Raw genomic sequence first — 20347 nt, 5'->3', positions numbered from 1 at the left:
GCGGTTTGCTTCGTGCCTTCTAAAAATGATGAAGCTTCATCACAGTACATTGCTGGGCAATTTGTAGGATATTTCTGCTATCGTCGCAGGTAAAATCTCAAGCCTGTGTCGGCGGGCGCTCCTACTATTGTTAAGTGCTAGCAAAAATGAAATTGAAGCCCCAGCAAATCAATCAGTTTCTTGAAAATTTGAAATTTTCCGTCGTCAGCCATACGGATAAGATCTGCATTTGGCGTTATAAACATGGCGAGTACCTGATCGTAAATGTGAAGAATATTTCAGGAAAATCTGCCCTGATAATTGATCCCGGTTTGGCGGCGCGAGTTTCTGAACTTCAGAGTGTTAACGGTGTGAACGTCGGGAGCGAATATATTCACCATAGCAATATGACCGTGTTTCCAAAGCGCTTAAATCAAGGTGGGGAGTTGATTCACTACGGTATACCCTTATCGCTAGAGTCTGAAAATTCGTTAATTGGTTTGTTGAAGATTTTGTATCCATCGCTTACTGACGAACTGGTTGATGCAGGAAGGCTCTCATTTTCTGCCGGGGCTTCTGCCCCTGAAAGTCAGCGTGTTACCCATTCAGAGTTACTAGCGTGGTTTGAACAGCGTGCGGGGCAAGTTTTGACTTGGGAACAACTTCAAAATGCACCATCTACTGTTGCGATTTCAGCAAAAGGCATTTACAAGCCAAAGGAATCTGACTATGCGCTGTCGATTAGTCAGAGGCTAGACAGTCCTTACAGCGATCAAATGCCCATTTATCAAGAGAATGGAAGTTGGCACTACACCTATGCTCAAGAGGAGAGCCCGCGTGGGAGTTCCACTAAACTTTTCACCAATCAGGGGCTGTATAGGTGTAAGGAGGATGGAGTGCCTGTGGCTGTTCTTGTGCAGCTTACTAAGAAACCACAAGTCACGACATATAGAGTATTAGGGCTAGCAAAGGTTATTTCGTGGAAAAAAGGGTTCTTTACGCTTGAAAGCACGACTCTCTCAGAGGACGGTATCACCATTAGTGCTGCAACCGAATCGTCTACTTTTTCGCCAGACGGCGTCGAAGATAACCGTACACGAACCTTGAAAGAGATAACTCTTCGTCAAGGGCAGGGGGCATTTCGCAGTGGGTTGCTTACCGCCTATGAGGGACGTTGCGCTATCTCAGGTTCCGCAGTTCAGCAGGTGCTTGAGGCTGCCCATGTCACGCCTTACTTAGGTAAAGAAACCAATCATATTAGTAACGGGCTTCTACTGCGCAGTGATCTCCACACGTTGTGGGACAGAGGTTTAATTTATTTGTGTGAGGAACTCAAGTTGCAGCTTAAACCCAGCCTGGACACTTCTGAGTACGCTTGCCTCGCGGGCGAAAAGATTAGGGCTAGAGCGGCGAATACTCCTGAACTCTCAATGGCTGCAGTGCGAGCCCATCGAGAGTGGTGCTGTAAGACTTGAGTGCAGTGGTGGATTTGATGAATTGAGTCCATTCATGTTCCTGGCGGGCTGCAACCCTAGCGCGAACCCGCCCCTATCCACCCCCAACCACCCGCGCCAAACGCCTCACATAACTCCCCACAATCACCTTATGCGCCACCCCCACCGGCACCATATAAATACGCCCATACAGGTTATGGGTAACGACTGATGAAGTAATGGTGAGCAAGCGATCTGCGATTGAAATGCAGATCATCACGTCCAGGTGTCTGTCGCGCTCGGTCAGGATCAGCATCTGCGGGTCGCTATGTTCCACCAGAAAGAAATCCAGATGATCGCCGACGTGTACGTCTTTGCGCTCGGCGCCTGTGAAGCCGCCGATCCGTTTTACGCCAAATTTTGCGGAGATCGCGTCCCTTATCTGGAACGCTGTTCGCATGAGCAGCCCCGAGTCGGCGGTGATGATGTTCCAGGCGTCAAGCGGGCTGATGTGCACCGGGAGTTGGACCGATCTGATGTGGTAGTAGTCAAGTTCGGACGGCGCGCGCAGCGTGGGTGCAGGGGAGGTGATGGCCAAACTTTTTCCCTTCCGGTGAGCTGATTTTATTTATCACAACGTCTTGAGCCCTGCACACTCTAGAGAATCTCTACCACAGGGGTGATGAGTTTGGCGCCCAGGGCGATTTCTTCAGCCAGCACGCTTTTGAGTGTTTCTTTGCTGCCTTCTTTCATGGTTTCGGCCAGGCGCTGGCGGATTGAAAGCCCGTGGGTAAGGCAGTGCGGCGTTGATTTCAGGGCTTCCAGGCCTTTTAAGGTCAGGACGGCTCCCGAGACTTGGGTGTTGGGGCAGATTTCGCCGGTCAGGTAGCCGGTGCCGATAAGCCAGCGGACGGTGGCATTAAAAAAATCGGCGTCGCTTGCGGGCAGCTCCAGCAGGCACAGGTCGTTGCCTTCAGAGGTGAAGGTGGGGGTCGCCAGTTTTTTTGCGACGAGGTCGTAGGGGATCGGGAAGTGCTCGTACAGCTCGGCAAAAATTTTGCCAGCCAAGTCATTGAATTTATCGATATTGGTATCTGACATGTCGCAGGGCTCCGATAACAGACACTCAGCGTAAGAGGTAGCTCGATTGTAGCTCGCTCCTGCCAGGCTGGCTTCACTCTGGCTCAGCTCTTTGCAGGCGTCATGATTAGGCAAAGGAAAAAAACATCGACTACAGTCATCCTCTGCGCAGGTGTGTGCGTATTAATAAAGGCAGTACTGCACGTTACTCGATAAGGATATGGAGTTATTTAATGTCAACGTTATTGGCAGTGAGACCCAAATCAGAAAGAAACATAGAGCTTGCTATTTGGGCCGGCATAGTGGCCGGTGTTATTTCGGCGCTGGTGAAGTCGGGCTTTGAGACTTTAATTCCGCCCAGAACCCTCAGTACCACGCCGCCGCCGGTCGTGCTTCTGGAAAAGCTCGGTTTTAACGTGGACCTCATGACCTATGAGTGGCTGGGGTACAGCATCAACTGGGGCGGCAATGGTGTTCATATCCTGTTTTCTATCGCGATGGCGATTATTTATTGCGTGGCGGTGGAGTTTTTACCCCGAGCAAGAATGCTGCACGGTGTTGGTTTTGGCGTGGGTGTTTCGGTGTTTGCCCACGGTCTGGTCGTTCCGTTGTTGGGGCTTTCGGGGTGGTTGTGGCTGGCGGGCTCGCAAGCGCTGATCTCGGAGTTTGTCGGCACGGCCTTCTGGATTTGGACGATTGAGGCGGTCAGGCGTGACCGTCGCTACAGCATTCCTCGCAATCAGTTGTAAATTTGGTTTCCTGCGACTGGCGATGACTGTCTGGCGTCAGTCGGTTATAAAAGACAGAAATAGACTAAAAGGGGAGCAGTATGAAAAACCGGGTTCAAAAAAAGCATGTGTTTTTAATTATTTTTATTGCCTTTGCTGTGTTCAGTTTTTTGATGACTAACTGGGATCAATCACTCTGATTTATTGAGTCGGCTTACGCCGCGCAGGTGTTTGAGCCTTACTCGTACAACAAAAAAGGGTGACCTTAACCAGTCACCCTTTTTTGCGTCTGCGCTTTTACATCATGCGCGCATGTTGGTCCCACAAAATCCAGATCGTTCCTGCAACGATCAACAGCAAGATCAACGATGTAAAGAGTATGAGCATCAGGTCATCGCGGTGAGATTTGCCCAAGTCGATGTGCAAGAAAAAGCGCAAGTGCACCACCACTTGCACCAACGCCAGGAAGCCCAATACCGCGAGGGCCTGGGTGCCTGTAACGACCTTGAGCCAGACCAGGCCGAAGGCGATCAGGGTCAGGACCAGGGCCAACACGAGGCCGATGCAATAGCTACGCTGCTCGTTGCCCGGTTGCGTCTGCACAGTGTTGCTCGATGAGGTTTCCGGGTTCATGTGGCGACTCCGAACAGGTAGACGAAGGTGAAGATGCCGACCCAGACGATGTCGAGCATGTGCCAGAACAACGCGAGGCGTAAAAGCCGCAGTTTGACCGGTGTATTGACCCCCAGCGTCATCACTTGCACCGCCAGCACGATCATCCAGAGGATGCCGGCCGACACGTGCACGGCGTGGGTGCCGGTCAATAAGTAGTAGGCGGACAGAAAGCCACTGGTTTGCGGCCACGCATCGTGGGTTTCGATCATCACGTAATAGTCGTGGAGTTCGAACGCCACAAAGGCCGCGCCAAGCACAGCGGTGAGACCCAGCCAGCCCAGCAGGCGGGCGCGGCTGGTGCTGTACTTCATGGCCAAAATGGCGAAGCCAAAAGTGAAGCTGGACAACAACAGCAAGAGCGTTTCGATAAAGGCCGAGCCCAGGTCAAAGACCTCGGCAGGCGTCGGGCCATGGGCGATGCCTTGGCTGCTCATGGCGGCATAGGTGGCAAAGAGCGCGGCAAACAGCACCAGGTCGCTCATCAGGAAAATCCAGAACCCGAAGATGACTTCTGAGGCTTTGGCGTGGCTCTCGCGGTCTGTCACGTCCAGGTTGACCCCAGGGTGCAGAGAGTGAGGTGCATTCATAGGGCTGACTCCAACACGTCATCAGGGAGTTTCTGGCCGGGCTGCCCGATTCTGTCCGGGGCGGCCTTGCCCCGATTTTTCGGGCTCATTTCCAGGTCGCGGGTCACGCCGGGCGTGGCCCGTACGGCAGCCAAAAAGGCTTCGTGTTCCGCTTCGACGCGGCTGGCCGGAATAATCTCGGTTGTCTGTGAGACAAACGAACGTGCGATCACCACAGCCCAAGCGGCGACAAACGAGAACACCACCAGCCACCAGATATGCCATACGAGGCCAAACGCCAGGGTGAAGCTGAAGACGCCGATCAATGGCGCCGCCATCGAGTTGCGCGGGACTTCGATGTCGCTGTAGGCCGCGGGTGAGCGATAGGCCTGACCGGTTTTCTTGGCTTCGGTAAAGGCGTCGCGGCCGTCGACGTGAGGGATGACCGAGAAATTCCACGCCGGTGGAGGGGAGGGTATCGACCACTCTAACGAACGCCCGTCCCACGGATCGCCCAGCAACACTGTGAGTTGGCGGCGCTGGCGGATCGACACGGCGATCTGCACCAGCAAGAACACCGTACCGAGCAGCAGCAATGCGGCGCCGAGCATGGCCAGAGCAAACCAGGGGGTGAACGATGGGTCGGACCACATTACGGTGCGCCGTGGCGCGCCATTCATGCCGAGCCAGTAGAGCGGGAAGAACGCCAGCAAAAAGCCGGGTGCCATTGACCAAAACGCCGCTTTGCCCCAGCCCTCGTGCAAGCGGAAGCCAAAGGCTTTCGGGAACCAGTACTGCACGGCGGCAAACATGCCAAACAGAACGCCCGGAATGATCATGTTGTGGAAGTGCGCGATCAAAAACAGCGAGTTGTGCACCTGAAAGTCGACGGTGGGGTTGGCCAGCAGAATGCCGGTCATGCCGCCGAGGACAAAGGTCAGCAGAAAGTTGATGTGAAACAGCATCGGCGTGGTGATACGGATCCGCCCGCGGTACATGGTCAGGATCCAGTCGTACACCTTAACCCCGGTCGGAATGCCGATGATCATCGTGGCAATACCGAAAATGGCATTGACGTTGGCACTTTGGCCCATGGTGAAAAAGTGATGCAGCCACACGCCGAACGAGAGCACGGCGATGCACATGGTGGCGTAGACGAGCGAGGTGTAGCCGTAGATCCGTTTGCCGACAAACGTTGAGACCACCTCTGACCACACGCCCAGGGCCGGCAGCAACAGGATGTAGACCTCCGGGTGCCCGAACAGCCAGAAGAGGTTGGCAAAGTTCATCATGTTTCCGCCGTCACCGTTGGTGAAGAAGTGGAAACCGACGTAGCGATCCAGCGCCAGCATGATCGTCGCGACCGTGAGCGGCGCCATGGCGAAGATCATCAAAATCGAGGTGCACAGCGTGGTCCAGCAGAACAGCGGCATGCGAAACATCGACATGCCAGGGCAACGCTGTTTGTACAGGGTCACGGCAAAGTTGAGCCCGGTCAGGGTTGAGCCGATTGATGCCAGGGTGACTGACCAGATCCAGTAATCCACGCCTTCACCGGGGCTGAACTCAATGCCGGTGTAGGGCGGGTAGCCACTCCAGCCGCCCGTTGAGAACTCGCCGACGACCAACGAGACCATGATCAAACCTGCGCCTGCCGCCGTCAGCATCAACGAAATCGCATTCAGCAGCGGGAAGCTGACATCACGTGCGCCGATCTGTAGGGGCATCACGTAATTCATCAGGCCGGTGATAAACGGCATCGCCACGAAAAAAATCATGATCGTGCCGTGGGTGGTAAACAGTTGGCCAAAGTGATCAGCCGAGAGATAGCCCGCGCCATCGGCGGCCGCGAGTTGCTGAGAACGCATCACACCCGCTTCGATCAAGGCCCGCAAGAACATGACCAGGGCGATGACGATGTACATGATGCCGATTTTTTTGTGGTCGACACTGGTCAGCCAGTCCCGCCACAGCGGCTTCCACCAATGCATGACGGTCAGCAAAACCACCACACCGATCGCGCCGAGGATCACAATGCTGCCCGCCCCGGACGCTACGAATTCGCTGGTTGAGGGGTGCTTGATGGCGCCGGCAAACACCAGTGAGTCCCAGCTAAGTTGCCCGAAAATAGTCTCCCAACTCACTGTTCTGCCCCTTTTGTGCTGGTGTGTTGAAGATGCTGTTCATGCCCTGGTGATGGGTGGGCGCTAGCCGCTTTGGCGTGCTCATGGCCGCCGGTGAAACTGCCGAGAACCCGCTCGAACAAGCCGCTTTCGACACTGCCGTAATAGCGCGGCGTATGCTCGATGCTGGGTTTGAGCAGCTCTTGGTAAGTGCTCAGGTCCAGTGTCTGCGCGCTTTGGCGGGTGTCACGGACCCACGCGTCGAATTGCCCGGCCGGCATCACCACCGTGGGGAACGATTGAGTGGCAAAGCCATCGCCGTTGTACTGCGTGTTACGCCCGCGGTACTCACCGGCGCGGTCCGCCATCAGGTTCAATTGCGTGGTCATGCCGGCCATGGTGTAAATCTGCCCGGCCAGTTGCGGGATCATGAAGGACTGCATTACCGTGCCGCTGGTGAGCTTGAGGCGCACCGGGCGGTCTTGCTCCAGTGCCAGGTAGTCAAGGGTGGCGATACCTTGCTGCGGGTAGATGAACAAGAACTTCCAGTCCAGCGAGACCACTTCAATGTCCAGCGGGTCGCTGCCGAGCGGGCGGTACGGGTCATATTTGTGCGTGTGCGCCCACAGCGCCGAGCTGAGAACAACGATCAGAATGATCGGTATGCCCCACAAAACGGCTTCGTTACCCCAGTTGAAATCCCAGTCAGGCCGATACGCGCCCCGACCGCCGCGGCGATAACGCCACAGCACCCAAGGGACGAGGATAAAAATCGGCACGACGACAATGAGCATCAGCGAAATAATCGTCTTGAAGTGCTCAAATTGCGCGGCCGCAATCGGGCCTGCGGCGTCGATAAAGCCGGCGTTGGCGATCGCCGTGTCAGCAGATGGAGCGGCATGCGCCAGTGCGGGCAGCAAAAGGCCCGAGACAATCAGAGCGCAGGGTGTGATTCCTTTCACGCGGTAATCTCCTTGAGTCTTACAACTTGATCAGCGCTTGTTTGAGGTGGCTTTAGTCAAGGCATGCGTTCAGATGACCTCCAGTCCAGGGTCCGTCAGGAGACTGCCTAGTGATTGATCGATCTAGGGTGTCAGTTAAGGCTGGAGCGTATGACCCGCACCGGCACTGATTTGTAAGCCGGAATACCGCTCTGCGGATCAATGTTGTCCAGGGCAATCAAACAGTTGGCTTCCGGGTAGTAAGCGGCCACCGAGCCGGGCGCGATGGCGTGTTCTACGGCGGTCAGTTTCTCGTAACGCATTTGCCGGCCCGAGGTCACCGTCTCGATGTCCACCAGATCACCGTGGGCCAGGCCGCGAGCCTGCAAGTCTTGCGCGCTGATGAACAGCACATCGCGTCGGCCGAAGACGCCCCGGTAGCGATCATCCAAGGAGTAAATAGTGGTGTTGTATTGGTCATGGCTGCGCAAGGTCATGAGCCTTAACACATCCTCGCCTTGCACCACCCAGTCTTCATCCACACCTGGGTACACATAAAACTCGGCTTTACCGGAGGGCGTGTGCCAAACGCGTTCGGTAGCCGGCAAGGGCAATCTGAAACCGCCGGGCACACGGATTCGCTGGTTATAGTCTTCAAAGCCGGGGATGGTTTTTTCGATCAGGTCCCGGATCAGGTCGTAATTGGCCACAATTTCCGGCCACGCAATCGACAAATGAGGCAGTGCGGCGCTTGCCATCCCGGCCACGATCGCCGGTTCTGAGCGCAGGTGCTCGGAGGCGGGCGGCAAGCGACCGGCAGAGGCGTGGACCATGGACATCGAGTCTTCAACGGTAATCGCTTGCGCGATGCCATTTTGCAGGTCCAGTTCTGTACGGCCCAAGCAAGGGAAAATATAAGTCTCTTTCGCGACCAGCAAATGTGAGCGGTTCAACTTGGTGCCGATATGCACACTCAGGTCCAGCTGTTTCATGGCCGGAAAGCATTGTTCGGGGTCGGGCAGCGCCACCGCAAAATTTCCGCCGAGGCAAATCAGCGCCTTTGAGGTACCGGCAACCATGGCTTGCATGGTTTGCACCGCGTTATGGCCCGGGGCAGAAGGGGGCTTAAAGCCCAAGGTCTGTTCAATTTTTTGCAAAAAGCTCGTCGAGGGTTTCTCCGTGATGCCCACCGTGCGGTTGCCTTGCACATTGGAGTGCCCGCGCAACGGGCATATGCCGGCGCCCGGTTTGCCCAGGTTGCCGCGCAGCATCAGCAGATTGCACAGCGAACGCACGTTTTCAGTGCCGGCATTGTGCTGGGTGATGCCCATGCCGTACGTGATGATGGTGGCATTGGATTTGGCATAGGCTGCCGCGACTTGTTCCAGCTCTGCGCGGGTGAGCCCGCTGTGGCGTTCGATCAGCGACCACTCGGTCGCGACCAAGTCTGCTTTCAGTGCTTCAAAGCCTTGGGTATGAGTCGCGATAAACGCGTGGTCCAGCACTTCACCGACACGCTCCTCAAGTTCCAGTACAGCTTTCATCACCCCTTTAACCGCAGCCACGTCACCGCCTGCTTTAACATTCAGGTAGGTGGAGGCAATCGGTGTTGATCCATAGGTCGCCATTTCAACCATGTTCTGCGGGTCGGCAAAGGTCTCCAGGGCGCGTTCTCTAATAGGGTTAAACACCAGGATCGGTACTTTGCGGCGTGAGACCTCATGCAGCGTGCCCATCATCCGCGGGTGATTCGTACCCGGATTATGGCCAATGGAGATGACCAACTCGCACAGATCAAAATCATCAAGAGACACCGTGCCCTTACCAATGCCGATGGACTGGGGCAGGCCGACACTGGTGGGTTCGTGGCACAGATTGGAACAATCGGGGAAATTGTTGGAGCCTAAACCGCGGGCAAATAACTGGAACAGATAAGCCGCTTCGTTAGAGGCTCGACCCGAGGTATAGAACTCAACTTGAGTGGGGTCGAGGCTGCGTAAGACCTCGCCAATACGTTCAAACGCAACGTCCCAGGCCACGGGTTTAAACGTGTCAGAGGCGCGGTCATACACCAGCGGGCAGGTCAGGCGGCCGTAGTTTTCCAGCTCGTGATCGCTGCGATTGAGCAGGGCGCTGACCGTGTGTTCGGCAAAAAACTCCGGTGTCACACGTTTGCTGGTCGCCTCCCACGTCACAGCCTTGGCGCCGTTTTCACAAAATTCGAAAGTTGAACTGTGCTTTTTGTCTGGCCAGGCGCAACCAGGGCAATCGAACCCATCGGGTTGGTTGGTTCTCAGGAGCGTGCTGACGGCCTGCACATTCTCCATTTGTTCGCGAATGGCATTCGCGGTGGCCTTTAACGCGCCCCATCCTCCGGCAGGCGCTGTGTAATCACGAATACCCTCGACCTTTCCTTGCTTGGACATGTTCACTCCTTGAACCCCAGAAAACACGCTCTACGACAGCGTTGAGCCTGAATCCGGGCGTAACCCAACAAACTGACTCACGGTTATAAGTCTGTTTTTTATAAGGTTATTATCGGTACGATTGACCATAGGTAAGCCCTATTGATCTGTCAAGAATGCCCCAGCGTGTGCACAAAAAATGCTCAGGCAGGGTGTGCGACTTTGGACAGAGTGATGATTAATTATTCTTCTGCCTGCTGTGAGGCAATAGTGTTCGGACTTCATCAATTGACTTATAGGGGATCAGGCTGCTGGGAAGTTTCGAGGTGCTGGACAAGTTGTAAACGCTAAAGTCAGCGTTTATGACCTTTTCTGCCATCAGTTCAAAGGAGGGCAGAATGCGAGATTCCATATGCTCATCCAATACGCAGGGTGACTTGTCTGATTGAACCGTCTCATAAAAACGCCCTGTATCAGGGCACAAATCTACTCCGACCATAAATACTGTGTTGAAGCCCGCGTGATAGGCAACTTGCAAGGCAAGATAGGCCACTGTTCTGGCGTCGAAATAACCTTCATTCAAATCTTTGCTGAAGCCGATGCTGCTGTTGCGGCCTGTATGGAATTTGGAGCGGCGGATCAAATTACCAGGCTCGACTGAGAATAAATCTCTCCAGGTAGATTTAGCGGCTTTTTTCAAGGCGTAGAATTCGCCGGATGGCACGGGAATGTCATGCAGCACATAATCTTCTCGCAGGACTACGCGCTGGCTAAGTGCCAGCCCTGCGTGGAACAAGCGGCTTTGCTGTGTGAAGAAGCCAGAGTCGGTGCAGACATAGAAAAAAGGGCTGATTGAAGTATTCAGGAACATCGAAATCGCACCGTTCACCACAATCATCGGCACGTGTTTAAACTCATTTAGAGGGAAGTCTTTGGCTGATGCACCCGAAGCAATGATAAATACAGCACCCTCAGCAATATCCTTGCAGCCCGACAGGGCAAGCGGCGCAGGAGAAGGGGTGGAAATATAGGTGCTGGCAACGCCCATGGCTTTGAACCCTCTGGAGCAGTAGCTGAAGAACATTTACTCTCATATGTACAAAGCATATGCAGTCCTTTTCCAGTATAGGTGTGGGATATTGACTTCGCTCATGAAAAATCTGTCAGCTTGAAAGTTTTGAAGCAATAATCGAGTGAAATTTCACCAGATTTTCACAACTGTAAAGAAGTGTTAGTTGTCTTAACGTAAGTTTAAAAAACTTGTTGCTGGTTGATATTTTTAATTTGCTGAGTTATAGCAGGTTCTCTGAGTTGGAACCTGCTATTTGTGGTGTTGTTGAACTACTGGGCCTTATTGGTTGCGGCAAACTTCTTGGCCGCAATAACACACACAATCACCGCGCCGGTCACGCCAAACATGCCAAGGGTCACCGTTTCATGCAGAAAAGTAGCGGCCAGGGCCAGCCCGAAAAAAGGCTGCAACAGTTGAAGCTGGCCCACGGCGGCAATACCCCCCAGGGCCAGGCCGCGGTACCAGAAGAAAAAGCCGATCAACATGCTGAACACTGAGATGTAGCCCAGGCCGAACCACGCAGGCGGGCTTATACCCGTGAAAGAGGCGGGGGCCATGATGCAGGCCAGTGTTGCCATGATTGGCAGCGAGAGCACCAGCGCCCATGAAATAACCTGCCAGCCGCCCAGGGTTCGCGACAGTTTGGCGCCTTCGGCGTAGCCAAGACCGCAGATCAGGACTGCCAACAGCATCAACATGTCGCCTCTGGCAGAGGCGGTCAGCCCTTGTGAGATGGCAAACGCGATGACCAGTGCACTGCCCAGAACCGAGAAGAACCAGAACGCCGGGCGCGGGCGTTCACCCCCGCGCAACACGGCAAAGGCAGCAGTCGAGAGCGGCAGCAGGCCGAGGAAGACGATGGAGTGCGCTGAGGTGACATGCTGCAAGGCCAATGCGGTCAACAATGGAAACCCCAGCACCACGCCGATCGCCACAAGCAGCAGTGAAAACAGCTGGCTTCGGTCGGGGCGTCTGGCTTTAAGCGCCAGCAGAATGCACAGCGCCAGCACCCCGGCGATTGAGGCTCGGGCAAAGGTCAGAAAAACCGGATTAAACTCTTGCACGGCGACGCGGGTCGCGGGCAACGAGGCGCTGAAAATGACCACGCCGATAAAACCGTTGATCCAGCCGGAAAGGTTTTTCTCGGTCGCAGGGGTGTGCAAATTAGAGGTGCGTTCCATCGGGTCTCACGCTCAAGGCTAAAGGCAGGATTGCTTTAAACGCATGCTATGGCCGAAGATTGATGACAATCAAAATATTGTCATGGATACATATTCCGATGCCCCGTTCCCGATATAAGTCGCTGGTTGACTCGTTTGCCGCTGATATCCGCTCAGGGCGGTTGTCTCCGGGTACACGCTTGCCTACGCATCGCCAGTTGGCCGCGACACAGGGGTTGGCGCTGGTCACGGCGAGCCGCGTGTATGCAGAGCTTGAGGCCATGGGGCTGGTCAGCGGAGAGACCGGGCGCGGGACGTTCGTCAGGGAGACGTCGCTGCCGCCAGGTCACGGCATTGACCAGCCGAAAGTCACGGCGGGCATGCTGGACCTCAACTACAACTACCCGTCCGCGTTGGGGCAGGCCGACATGCTTCGCACTGCGTTGCGGCAACTGGCGTTATCCGGGGATCTGGAGTCGTTGTTGCGTTACCAGCCACATGGCGGCCGCCTGCACGAGCGGGCGTCAGTGGCGAGGCATCTGTCAGCTCGCGGTTTGAACGTCCCGGCCGAACAGGTGTTGATCGTCAATGGCGCTCAGCATGGGTTGACGGTGGCGCTGATGGCCTTGTTAAAACCTGGCGATGTGGTGGCGGTTGATGCGCTGACTTACCCGGGGTTTAAAGCGCTTGCGCAGACCCTGCACCTGGAAGTCTTGTCTGTGCCGGTGACCGACTGCGGACCCGATCTCAACGCGCTGGAAAAACTCTGCTGCAGCCGTTCAGTCCGTGCGGTTTACAGCATGCCGACACTGCACAATCCGCTGGGTTGGGTGATGAGCATCGAGCAGCGTCAGCAACTGGTCGCCATAGCGCGCACCCATGATCTGCAGATTATTGAAGACGCTGCTTACGCTTTTCTTGTCGAAAGCCCACCGCTGCCGATCGCCGAACTGGCGCCAGAACGGACAATTTACGTGTCAGGGCTTTCCAAAAGTGTTGCTGCGGGCTTGCGTGTCGGCTTTATGGCCGCCCCCGGCCACCTGATCGCGGCATTGGAGCGCGTGATCCGGGTGACCGCGTGGAACACCCCCGGCGTCATGACTTCGCTTGCTAGCGCGTGGCTGGAGGATGGAACTGTAAGCCGTCTGGAAGTGCAAAAGCGCCAAGACGCACATGCCCGACAAAACATTGCTGACGAACTTCTGGCTGGGTTGCGCACTGTCCGTCACCCGTACTCCTACTTTATCTGGCTGCCTTTGTCTGAAGACGCCCGCGCAGAGCAAGTCGTGTCGGCCCTGATGCGCGAGCACGTTTCGGTGTCGTCTGCGCAGCCATTTGCGACCTCGACCCATGTGCCGCGAGCGATTCGTCTGGCGCTAGGGTCAGTAGACTTGGCGTCACTGCGTGAGGGGCTGGATAAAGTGAAGTGGGTGGTTGATGCGTATTCGTAGGGCTTAGCGCGGGGTTTGGTTTTGCTCGGGTAAAAGCTGCCACTGAGCTCTTCAGTGGCAGGCCGACCTGTGCTGGTGGTTCAAATCCCTGAGCGTGTCATTGGGCTGAGTATCTGGCTCCCCAGATTCAGGGCTTGGGTCACCAATATCCTTAATGCCCGCGGGTCTTCACCCTGGACGTGCTGCGCAAGTTTTTCTCCGAGAGTGAGGGTGCCATCCTGGCCTTCGGCAAAGGCTCGAAGGATCAGCAGACCATTGCTCGTAAGGACGACTTCAAAAAACGAAACGCCTGACATGCCGTCGAAGTGGATGTAGCCGACGTCGGCCAGCCATTTGACGGTAGCCAGAAACAGGTTTTCTTCTTGGCTCAGTAGCTGGCGGTTGCTGTCTTCGAGGGTGTTGTAGTCGATGAATTCTTCTGCGCTCAGGGTGATGGGCAGCGGGAAATTGCGGTAAAGGCGGCCGAGAATCAAGCCGGTGTAGCTGTCGAACAGTTCTATGTTGTTGGACGGCAGGTCGTTGACGGCGTGCGTGCTTTTATCTTTGGCAGAACCAGCAAATCCTTTGAACATGCGAACCTCTTCCAGTGGCGGCTGCGTGCCGCGTTCAAACATTTGTCCCTATGGGTATAGCACAGGCCCTGAAGATGGGCTGAGTCGCGTACAACCCGTAGTCGCTGACGAGGCACGAAGGCTGCGAGCGAACACCCCCGTAAAAAGAGCCAAGATCAACAGATCGCGAGCAAGCTCGCTCCTACAGTTTGAATCGCGTACACCCTGTAGTCGCTGACAAGGCACGAAGGCTGCGAGCGAACACCCCCGTAAAAAGAGCCAGGATCAAAAGATCGCGAGGCAAGCTCGCCCCTACACTTTTAATGCGCCTCAACCTCAAGGCCATACAACTCGCAATACTCGGCCCATTCCATGCCTGCCATTTGCGCCACTTCGCGGTGTACTTCAAGGCGCTGTGCTTGAAAGTCTTCGGGCGTTTCACTGGTCAATTGCAGGGTCAGTTCCCAGGCAAAAAAGCCCAGTTTTTCAGCCTCCGCTTCAAAGGCTTCGTTGAGGCGTTCCTGACGATATTCCTCCATGGATAGGCCCGCCGCGCGGGCTTCCAGCGGGTTTAGATTGTCGAGTTTAGTAGCCAATTCCGGGCGTTCGCCCAGGAACCGGTCAAGGGCTTTTTGATGCCGAGGTCCAGGTTCGGTCACACAGATCTCCACGTGATGAAGGTTATAAACACAGCATAGACTGCGCGCCAAGCCGCTCAACGCCGCTCAACGCCGCTCATGCTGCTTGCGATACGCCCCCGGTTGCACGCCGATCGCTTTGGTAAATGCCCGGGTGAAGGCGGCAATCGACTGATAGCCCACCGCACCACAGACTTGCTCGACGGTGTGCCCGGTTTGTAGCAAGCGGCAGGCATGGCGCATGCGCAGCGCCAGTAAGACATGCCCCGGTGATTGCCCGGCCTGCTCGCTAAACCGTTTAAAAAACGCCGAGCGTGACAGGCCAGTGCAGGCGGCCATGCTTTCCAGTGTCCAGGGCCGCTCGGGGTGTTCGATCAGTTGCTCCAGCAAGCTGGAAAACAGCGGCTGCCGCGCCAAGGCGACCAAGCCCCCCAGGTTCGGGTTGTCGCCGACTTGCTGGCGTAAGACATAGAGAAATAGCAGGTGGCTAAGGCGCTCAAGCAGGGCTGACGATGGCCCCGGTGTTCGCTGACATTCTTCCAGTATCAACTGGAAAAGCGTGCGCGCTGCGTGGGACGACGGGTCGTCGGCGCGCAAGAGAATCCACGCGGGCAGGGCTTCGATGATCAGCGCGGAAAGCCCCGGCTGAAAATGGAAGAAACCACAGACCAGGCCCACGCCATCTTCCGCCTGACTGTCGAGCGATTGCATGGTCTGGCGCGGCAGTTGCGCGGCCAGGCTTGGGTCTTGGGCGCTGGACAGCCGGTACTTCAAGTCTTGCAGCAGAAACAGCGCATCTCCCGCGTTGAGCTGCACACCCGTGGTTTGTCCCTCGACATGCAGCCAACACTGGCCCTGCACGACCATATGGAAACTGGCACGGGCCAACCCCTCGGTGCTGCTGTGCCAGCCGCCGCAATAACGGCCGACGTGAAAAAGACTGGCATCCAGCTCAAGGCTTTCTAATAACCAATCGATTAGTGGGGTGGAAGAAATCATCTAATGGAAACACTCAGGAGCAAGTAATCGCTACTTTAGAATATGGAATGAATTTTTTATAACCAACAGACTGTTTAGACACCTTACGCAGGAGTCACCACATGTCTCGCGTCACCCTTCATACCCTGGAAACCGCACCGCAAGCCGCCAAGCCATTTCTGGAAAACGCGCAAAAAAACTCAGGATTTATTCCGAACTTGCTAGGGATTCTAGCCAATGCGCCGGCGGCATTGGAAACCTATGTCACGGTTTCGGCGCTTAACGGCAAGTCTGAGCTGACCCTGCCTGAGCGCGAAGTGGTGCAGTTGATTGCTGCCACGCGTCATGGTTGCGATTTTTGTGTCGCAGGGCATACCGCCGTGGCGCAAAACAAGGCAAAGCTGCCAGACGAAGTGGTGACGGCGCTGCGCGGCCAAACCGAACTGCCAATTGAGCGACTGGAAGCGCTGGCGGCGTTTACCCGTGAAGTGATTGCCACCCGTGGTGATGTCAGCGACGGCACTTACGCCACCTTCAAGGCCGCCGGTTTTACCGAAGGCCAAGCGCTGGAAGTGATTCTGGGCGTGAGCCTGGCGACCTTGTGCAACTTTGCCAACGTCTTCGCGCGGACCCCGTTGAACCCTGAGCTGGCGCGTTACAGCTGGAACAAACCTGAGTAATCAGCGGGCCACGATTTTAAGGAGATACCCACATGCTCGACCCCGTACTCAGTCATTGGCTGGAGAACGAAGCCGAAGCGCTCGACCTGGGTCACAGCGACCCGCAGTCCGTTCTGTCACAGCTGGCGGCCGCCAATGTGCTGCGGGTCGGGGTTGACCCGGCGTTGGGCGGCAGCGGCGGCTCCGTCGTCGATGCGATAGAAAGCGTGGCCAGTGTCGCCAGTCATTCGCTGGCCTCGGCGTTTGTGTTTTGGGGCCAGCGCGCGTTTATCGAATATGTCCTGCAAAGCCCGAACAAGGCCCTGGGTGAGCGCTTGCTGCCCGATTTGTTGAGCGGTCAACTGGCGGGTGCGACGGGCCTGTCCAATGCCATGAAGTTTCTGTCGGGGGTCGAGGCGCTGCAAGTCCAGGCGCGGGCCGAGGCCAATGGCTGGAGCCTCAACGGGCGTTTGCACTGGGTGACCAACCTGCGCAAAAGCGGGTTTGTGGTGGCGGCAGCGATTGATCGGGAAGAGGGCGGTACGCCGTTTGTGCTGGCGATCCCTGACGCCCTGCCGGGGCTGACGCGCTCGGCGGACCTGCAACTGATGGGCTTGCAGTCGAGCAATACCGCAGCCATTGATTTGCAGGGCGTGCAGGTGGCTGAAGAGTGGTTGTTGCACGACAATGCCAAAGTGTTTTTGCCCGCCGTGCGCCCGGCCTTCCTGGGCTTGCAATGTGCCATGTCCATTGGCCTGGCGCGGCGTTCGCTTAATGAAGCGCAAGCGCATCTGCAAGGCCCACGCGCAGGCTTGCTCGAACTCCTGGAGGAGCAACGGGCGGCTCTCGAAAGCCACGTTACAGCCCTCAAGGCCGGGCTGCTGGACGGCCGTTTTCTGACGCAACCGGCAGCGCTGTTCAAGATCCGCATCGCCTTGGCCGAAGCCACCGCCAGTGCCGTGCAATTCGAACTGCAAGCCAGCGGTGGCAAGGCTTACCTGAGTGCTTACGGCAGCGCGTTTGCGCGTCGCTGGCGCGAATCGGCCTTTGTGCCGATTGTGACCCCAAGCCTGGTACAGCTGCGGGCCGAGTTACAGCGTCAAAGCCAGGCCAGTGCGCAATGAGTGCGGTGGTGCTTGAGGCGCGCCAGATCACCCTGGGCTATGCCCGTGACGCGGGTTGGCAGTCAGTGCTGGAAGGCTTTGATCTGCAATTGATGGCCGGTGAAGTGGTCTCGGTGCTTGGCCCCAGCGGCGTCGGCAAGTCCAGCCTGCTGCGGGTGCTGGCCGGTTTGCAGACAGCCCATGGTGGTAGCGTCAGCGTGCTGGGCCAGCCGCTCAGCGCGCCGCATCCGCGGGTGGCCGTGGCCTTTCAAGACCCTAGCCTGTTGCCGTGGTTGAGCCTTGAAAGCAACGTCGCGTTTGGCCTTGATTTCGCCAGCCAGCCCACAGTCTCCAGCGCCGAACGCAAGGCGCGGGTGGACCAGGCCATTGCCGAGGTGGGCTTGCAGCACGCACGCGGCCAGTACCCGGCGCAACTGTCGGGCGGCATGGCGCAGCGGGTCGCATTGGCGCGGTGTCTGGCACGCCAACCCCACGTGCTTTTGCTTGATGAGCCGTTTGGCGCGCTCGACGAAGTGACCCGCGCCGACATGCAACAGCTCTTGCTCAAAGTGATCGAGCGGCACAACACCGCCGCATTGTTGATCACCCATGACATTGACGAAGCCCTGCTGCTCAGCGACCGAATTCTGCTACTGGGTCACAGCCCGGCGCAGACGGTGGCGCAGTGGCGCATTGATCTGGCGCAGCCGCGCGACGAGCGGATCGATGAACTGGGTGCCTTGCGCATAGACATTCTTAAAACCCTTCGGCGGGCAAGCCGCAAACCCGATGCAGTTATTGACCCTTTGCCCAACTCGCTGGAGCGTGAACATGTGCCTGGACGACTTTACCCACACTCGACGTGACATTTTAAAACTCAGCGCCATGCTCACCGCAGCGGGCGCTTTGCCAATGCTGGCCAGCTTGCAAGCGCGGGCGGCTGCCGAGCCGGATGCGCCCGTTCGCATTGGCTACCTGCCCATCACCGATGCCACACCCCTGCTGGTCGCGCACAACAATGGCCTGTTTGAAGCCGAAGGCATAAAGGCCGAGCGCCCGGTGCTGTTGCGCAGTTGGGCGCAGGTGATCGAGGCGTTTATTTCGGGCCAGGTCAACGTGATCCACTTGCTGTCGCCGATGACGGTGTGGGCACGTTATGGCAGCAAGGTGCCGGCCAAGGTCGTGGCCTGGAACCATGTGGGCGGCTCGGGTTTGACCGTGGCGCCGCAGATTACCGACGTCAAGCAATTGGGCGGGCAATCGGTAGCGATCCCGTTTTGGTACTCGATCCACAACGTGGTGGTGCAGCAGTTGTTCCGCGAAAACGGTTTGCAGCCGGTGACACGGCCCGTCAACAGCCCGTTGGCCGCGAATGAGGTCAATCTGGTGGTGATGCCGCCTTCAGACATGCCGCCAGCACTGGCCACCCAGCGTATCGCCGGCTACATCGTTGCCGAGCCGTTCAATGCCCTGGCTGAAGACCTTAAGGTTGGGCGTGTGCAGCGCTTTACCGGGGACATGTGGCGCAACCACGCCTGCTGCGTGGTGTTTATGCACGAGCATGACTTGAACAATCGCCCCGAGTGGTCGCAAAAAGTCGTGAATGCCATTGTTAAAGCGCAAGTCTGGACCCGCGACAACCGTGAACAGGCCGCCAAACTGTTGGCTAAAGACGGCGAAAATCGCTACACCCCGCACAGCTCGCAGGTGTTGCAGCGGGTGCTGTCCCCTGCGGCCACGGAGCGCACGGGCTATGAGCATGACGGTGCGATCCGGCACGCGAATTGGGACGAACAGCGCATCGACTTCCAGCCGTATCCTTTCCCGAGCTACACCGAAGAGCTGGTCACGCGCCTCAAACACACGCTGATTCAGGGCGATAACGGTTTTCTCGCTGACCTCGACCCCAAACAGGTGGCGCAGGACCTGGTGGACGACCGCTTCGTCAAAAACAGCATTGCCAGCGTCGGTGGCCTGAAAGCGTTCGGCCTGCCCGATAGTTTTGAGCGCACCGAGGAGTTCGGCTTTTGAAAACCCAAGCACCTTCACTTGCACGCCAATGGCTGCTCGGCGTGGCAGGGCTGTTGAGCCTGTTGCTGCTGTGGTGGCTGGGCATTGAGCTATTCGGCAGCGCGCAGGGGCTGTCGGCACGATTCTCGCCGCAGGCCACCTTTGCCAGCCTGTTTGACTTGCTCGGCAGTGCGCAGCTGTATGACAACGTCTGGGTGAGCGTAAAGCGCATTCTGATCAGCTTGCTGATGGCCCTGTTGATCGGCGTGCCGCTGGGCCTGTTGATTGGCGGCTCGCGCAACCTTGAAGCGGCCACCACGCCAGCGTTTCAGTTTTTACGGATGATCTCGCCGCTGTCTTGGATGCCGGTGGTGGTGATGCTGATGGGCGTGGGCGATCAGCCGATCTACTTTTTGCTAACGTTTGCCGCCGTGTGGCCGATTTTGCTCAATACCATCGCCGGTGTTCGGCAACTGGACCCGAGGTGGCTGCAACTGAGCCGAAGCCTGAGTGCCACGCGTTGGGAAACCTTGCGCCGGGTCATTCTGCCGGGGGTTTTGGGGCATGTCTTGACCGGGGTGCGGTTGTCGATAGGGATCTTATGGATCGTGCTGGTGCCATGCGAAATGCTCGGTGTGAGTGCCGGTTTGGGATACTTCATCCTCGACACGCGTGACCGCCTGGCTTACTCAGAGCTGATGGCCATGGTGGTGCTGATCGGTGTGCTGGGCTTTGCCCTGGATGCTTGCGCGCGCAGCCTGCACCGGCGTTGGGTGCATGCCTGAGCCGGTGCCG

General features: G+C 56.9%; 20 protein-coding genes. 8 read left to right on the top strand and 12 right to left on the bottom strand.

From position 1 onward, the window contains the following. Positions 1–146 precede the first annotated feature (146 nt). Positions 147–1454, top strand: a complete 1308-nt coding sequence (locus ACJJU9_RS15560) for a DUF2002 family protein (protein WP_407728936.1) — start codon at positions 147–149, stop codon at positions 1452–1454. A 73-nt stretch (positions 1455–1527) separates the two neighbouring features. Here the strand turns inward: ACJJU9_RS15560 and ACJJU9_RS15555 are convergent, their stop codons facing one another. Then, on the bottom strand, positions 1528–2010 hold the full coding sequence (locus ACJJU9_RS15555) for a DUF2867 domain-containing protein (protein WP_048369376.1): 483 nt from the start codon (positions 2008–2010) through the stop codon (positions 1528–1530). A 59-nt stretch (positions 2011–2069) separates the two neighbouring features. Then, complete coding sequence (locus tag ACJJU9_RS15550) at positions 2070–2513, bottom strand: hypothetical protein (protein ID WP_153332726.1); 444 nt, start codon at positions 2511–2513, stop codon at positions 2070–2072. A gap of 212 nt (positions 2514–2725) precedes the next feature. Between ACJJU9_RS15550 and ACJJU9_RS15545 the strand changes: the two genes are divergently transcribed. Beyond that, positions 2726–3241 carry a DUF1440 domain-containing protein gene (locus ACJJU9_RS15545; RefSeq protein WP_407728935.1) on the top strand — a complete coding sequence of 172 codons (516 nt, stop codon included), beginning with the start codon at positions 2726–2728 and terminating at the stop codon, positions 3239–3241. A 276-nt stretch (positions 3242–3517) separates the two neighbouring features. Here the strand turns inward: ACJJU9_RS15545 and cyoD are convergent, their stop codons facing one another. The 7 genes from cyoD to ACJJU9_RS15510 form a co-directional block, all read right to left on the bottom strand. Then, complete coding sequence (gene cyoD, locus ACJJU9_RS15540) at positions 3518–3853, bottom strand: cytochrome o ubiquinol oxidase subunit IV (RefSeq protein WP_282364260.1); 336 nt, start codon at positions 3851–3853, stop codon at positions 3518–3520. Then, positions 3850–4482: a cytochrome c oxidase subunit 3 gene (locus ACJJU9_RS15535; protein WP_153332732.1), complete on the bottom strand. Its 633-nt coding sequence runs from the start codon at positions 4480–4482 to the stop codon at positions 3850–3852. Before ACJJU9_RS15535 ends, cyoD begins: the two co-directional genes overlap by 4 nt. Continuing rightward, positions 4479–6590: a cbb3-type cytochrome c oxidase subunit I gene (locus ACJJU9_RS15530; RefSeq protein ID WP_406549862.1), complete on the bottom strand. Its 2112-nt coding sequence runs from the start codon at positions 6588–6590 to the stop codon at positions 4479–4481. Before ACJJU9_RS15530 ends, ACJJU9_RS15535 begins: the two co-directional genes overlap by 4 nt. An 11-nt stretch (positions 6591–6601) precedes the next feature. Then, on the bottom strand, positions 6602–7546 hold the full coding sequence (locus ACJJU9_RS15525; RefSeq protein WP_407728934.1) for a COX aromatic rich motif-containing protein: 945 nt from the start codon (positions 7544–7546) through the stop codon (positions 6602–6604). 131 nt (positions 7547–7677) lie between these two features. Further along, entirely contained in the window at positions 7678–9951 is a 2274-nt protein-coding gene (locus ACJJU9_RS15520) for an FdhF/YdeP family oxidoreductase (protein WP_407728933.1), read from the bottom strand. A 217-nt stretch (positions 9952–10168) separates the two neighbouring features. After that, positions 10169–11014, bottom strand: coding sequence for a lipopolysaccharide biosynthesis protein (locus tag ACJJU9_RS15515; RefSeq protein WP_407728932.1), 846 nt, complete (start codon positions 11012–11014; stop codon positions 10169–10171). 257 nt (positions 11015–11271) lie between these two features. Then, positions 11272–12183 (bottom strand): DMT family transporter, encoded by a 912-nt coding sequence (locus tag ACJJU9_RS15510; RefSeq protein WP_407728931.1) that lies wholly within the window; start codon positions 12181–12183, stop codon positions 11272–11274. 98 nt (positions 12184–12281) lie between these two features. Here ACJJU9_RS15510 and ACJJU9_RS15505 point away from each other — a divergent pair, with 98 nt between their 5' ends. Beyond that, positions 12282–13613, top strand: coding sequence for a PLP-dependent aminotransferase family protein (locus ACJJU9_RS15505; RefSeq protein WP_407728930.1), 1332 nt, complete (start codon positions 12282–12284; stop codon positions 13611–13613). Positions 13614–13693: 80 nt separating this feature from the next. Here ACJJU9_RS15505 and ACJJU9_RS15500 read toward each other — a convergent pair whose 3' ends face one another. The 3 genes from ACJJU9_RS15500 to ACJJU9_RS15490 all read right to left on the bottom strand — a co-directional run bounded on the left by ACJJU9_RS15500 (position 13694) and on the right by ACJJU9_RS15490 (position 15801). Continuing rightward, positions 13694–14185 carry a hypothetical protein gene (locus ACJJU9_RS15500; protein ID WP_407728929.1) on the bottom strand — a complete coding sequence of 164 codons (492 nt, stop codon included), beginning with the start codon at positions 14183–14185 and terminating at the stop codon, positions 13694–13696. 299 nt (positions 14186–14484) lie between these two features. Continuing rightward, positions 14485–14823: a DUF6388 family protein gene (locus ACJJU9_RS15495; protein WP_407728928.1), complete on the bottom strand. Its 339-nt coding sequence runs from the start codon at positions 14821–14823 to the stop codon at positions 14485–14487. Between the two features lie 66 nt (positions 14824–14889). Beyond that, positions 14890–15801: a cupin domain-containing protein gene (locus tag ACJJU9_RS15490; protein WP_407728927.1), complete on the bottom strand. Its 912-nt coding sequence runs from the start codon at positions 15799–15801 to the stop codon at positions 14890–14892. 101 nt (positions 15802–15902) lie between these two features. Between ACJJU9_RS15490 and ACJJU9_RS15485 the strand changes: the two genes are divergently transcribed. The 5 genes from ACJJU9_RS15485 to ACJJU9_RS15465 are packed head-to-tail and all read left to right on the top strand — an operon-like array spanning position 15903 to position 20337. After that, positions 15903–16460, top strand: a complete 558-nt coding sequence (locus ACJJU9_RS15485) for a carboxymuconolactone decarboxylase family protein (protein WP_048389590.1) — start codon at positions 15903–15905, stop codon at positions 16458–16460. A 32-nt stretch (positions 16461–16492) separates the two neighbouring features. Beyond that, positions 16493–17563 carry an acyl-CoA dehydrogenase gene (locus ACJJU9_RS15480; RefSeq protein WP_407728926.1) on the top strand — a complete coding sequence of 357 codons (1071 nt, stop codon included), beginning with the start codon at positions 16493–16495 and terminating at the stop codon, positions 17561–17563. Beyond that, positions 17560–18408 (top strand): ABC transporter ATP-binding protein, encoded by an 849-nt coding sequence (locus ACJJU9_RS15475; protein WP_407728925.1) that lies wholly within the window; start codon positions 17560–17562, stop codon positions 18406–18408. Before ACJJU9_RS15480 ends, ACJJU9_RS15475 begins: the two co-directional genes overlap by 4 nt. Continuing rightward, positions 18374–19573, top strand: a complete 1200-nt coding sequence (locus ACJJU9_RS15470) for an ABC transporter substrate-binding protein (protein WP_153332751.1) — start codon at positions 18374–18376, stop codon at positions 19571–19573. The genes ACJJU9_RS15475 and ACJJU9_RS15470 overlap by 35 nt, the downstream gene beginning before the upstream one ends. After that, on the top strand, positions 19570–20337 hold the full coding sequence (locus ACJJU9_RS15465) for an ABC transporter permease (RefSeq protein WP_048369360.1): 768 nt from the start codon (positions 19570–19572) through the stop codon (positions 20335–20337). The genes ACJJU9_RS15470 and ACJJU9_RS15465 overlap by 4 nt, the downstream gene beginning before the upstream one ends. The last annotated feature ends 10 nt before the right edge of the window (positions 20338–20347 follow it).

This window comes from Pseudomonas helleri, from assembly GCF_045830615.1.
Classification (GTDB): Bacteria; Pseudomonadota; Gammaproteobacteria; order Pseudomonadales; family Pseudomonadaceae; genus Aquipseudomonas; species Aquipseudomonas helleri.
Note: the sequence above shows the minus strand (reverse complement) of the source record. Positions and strands in the feature narration are given on the sequence as shown.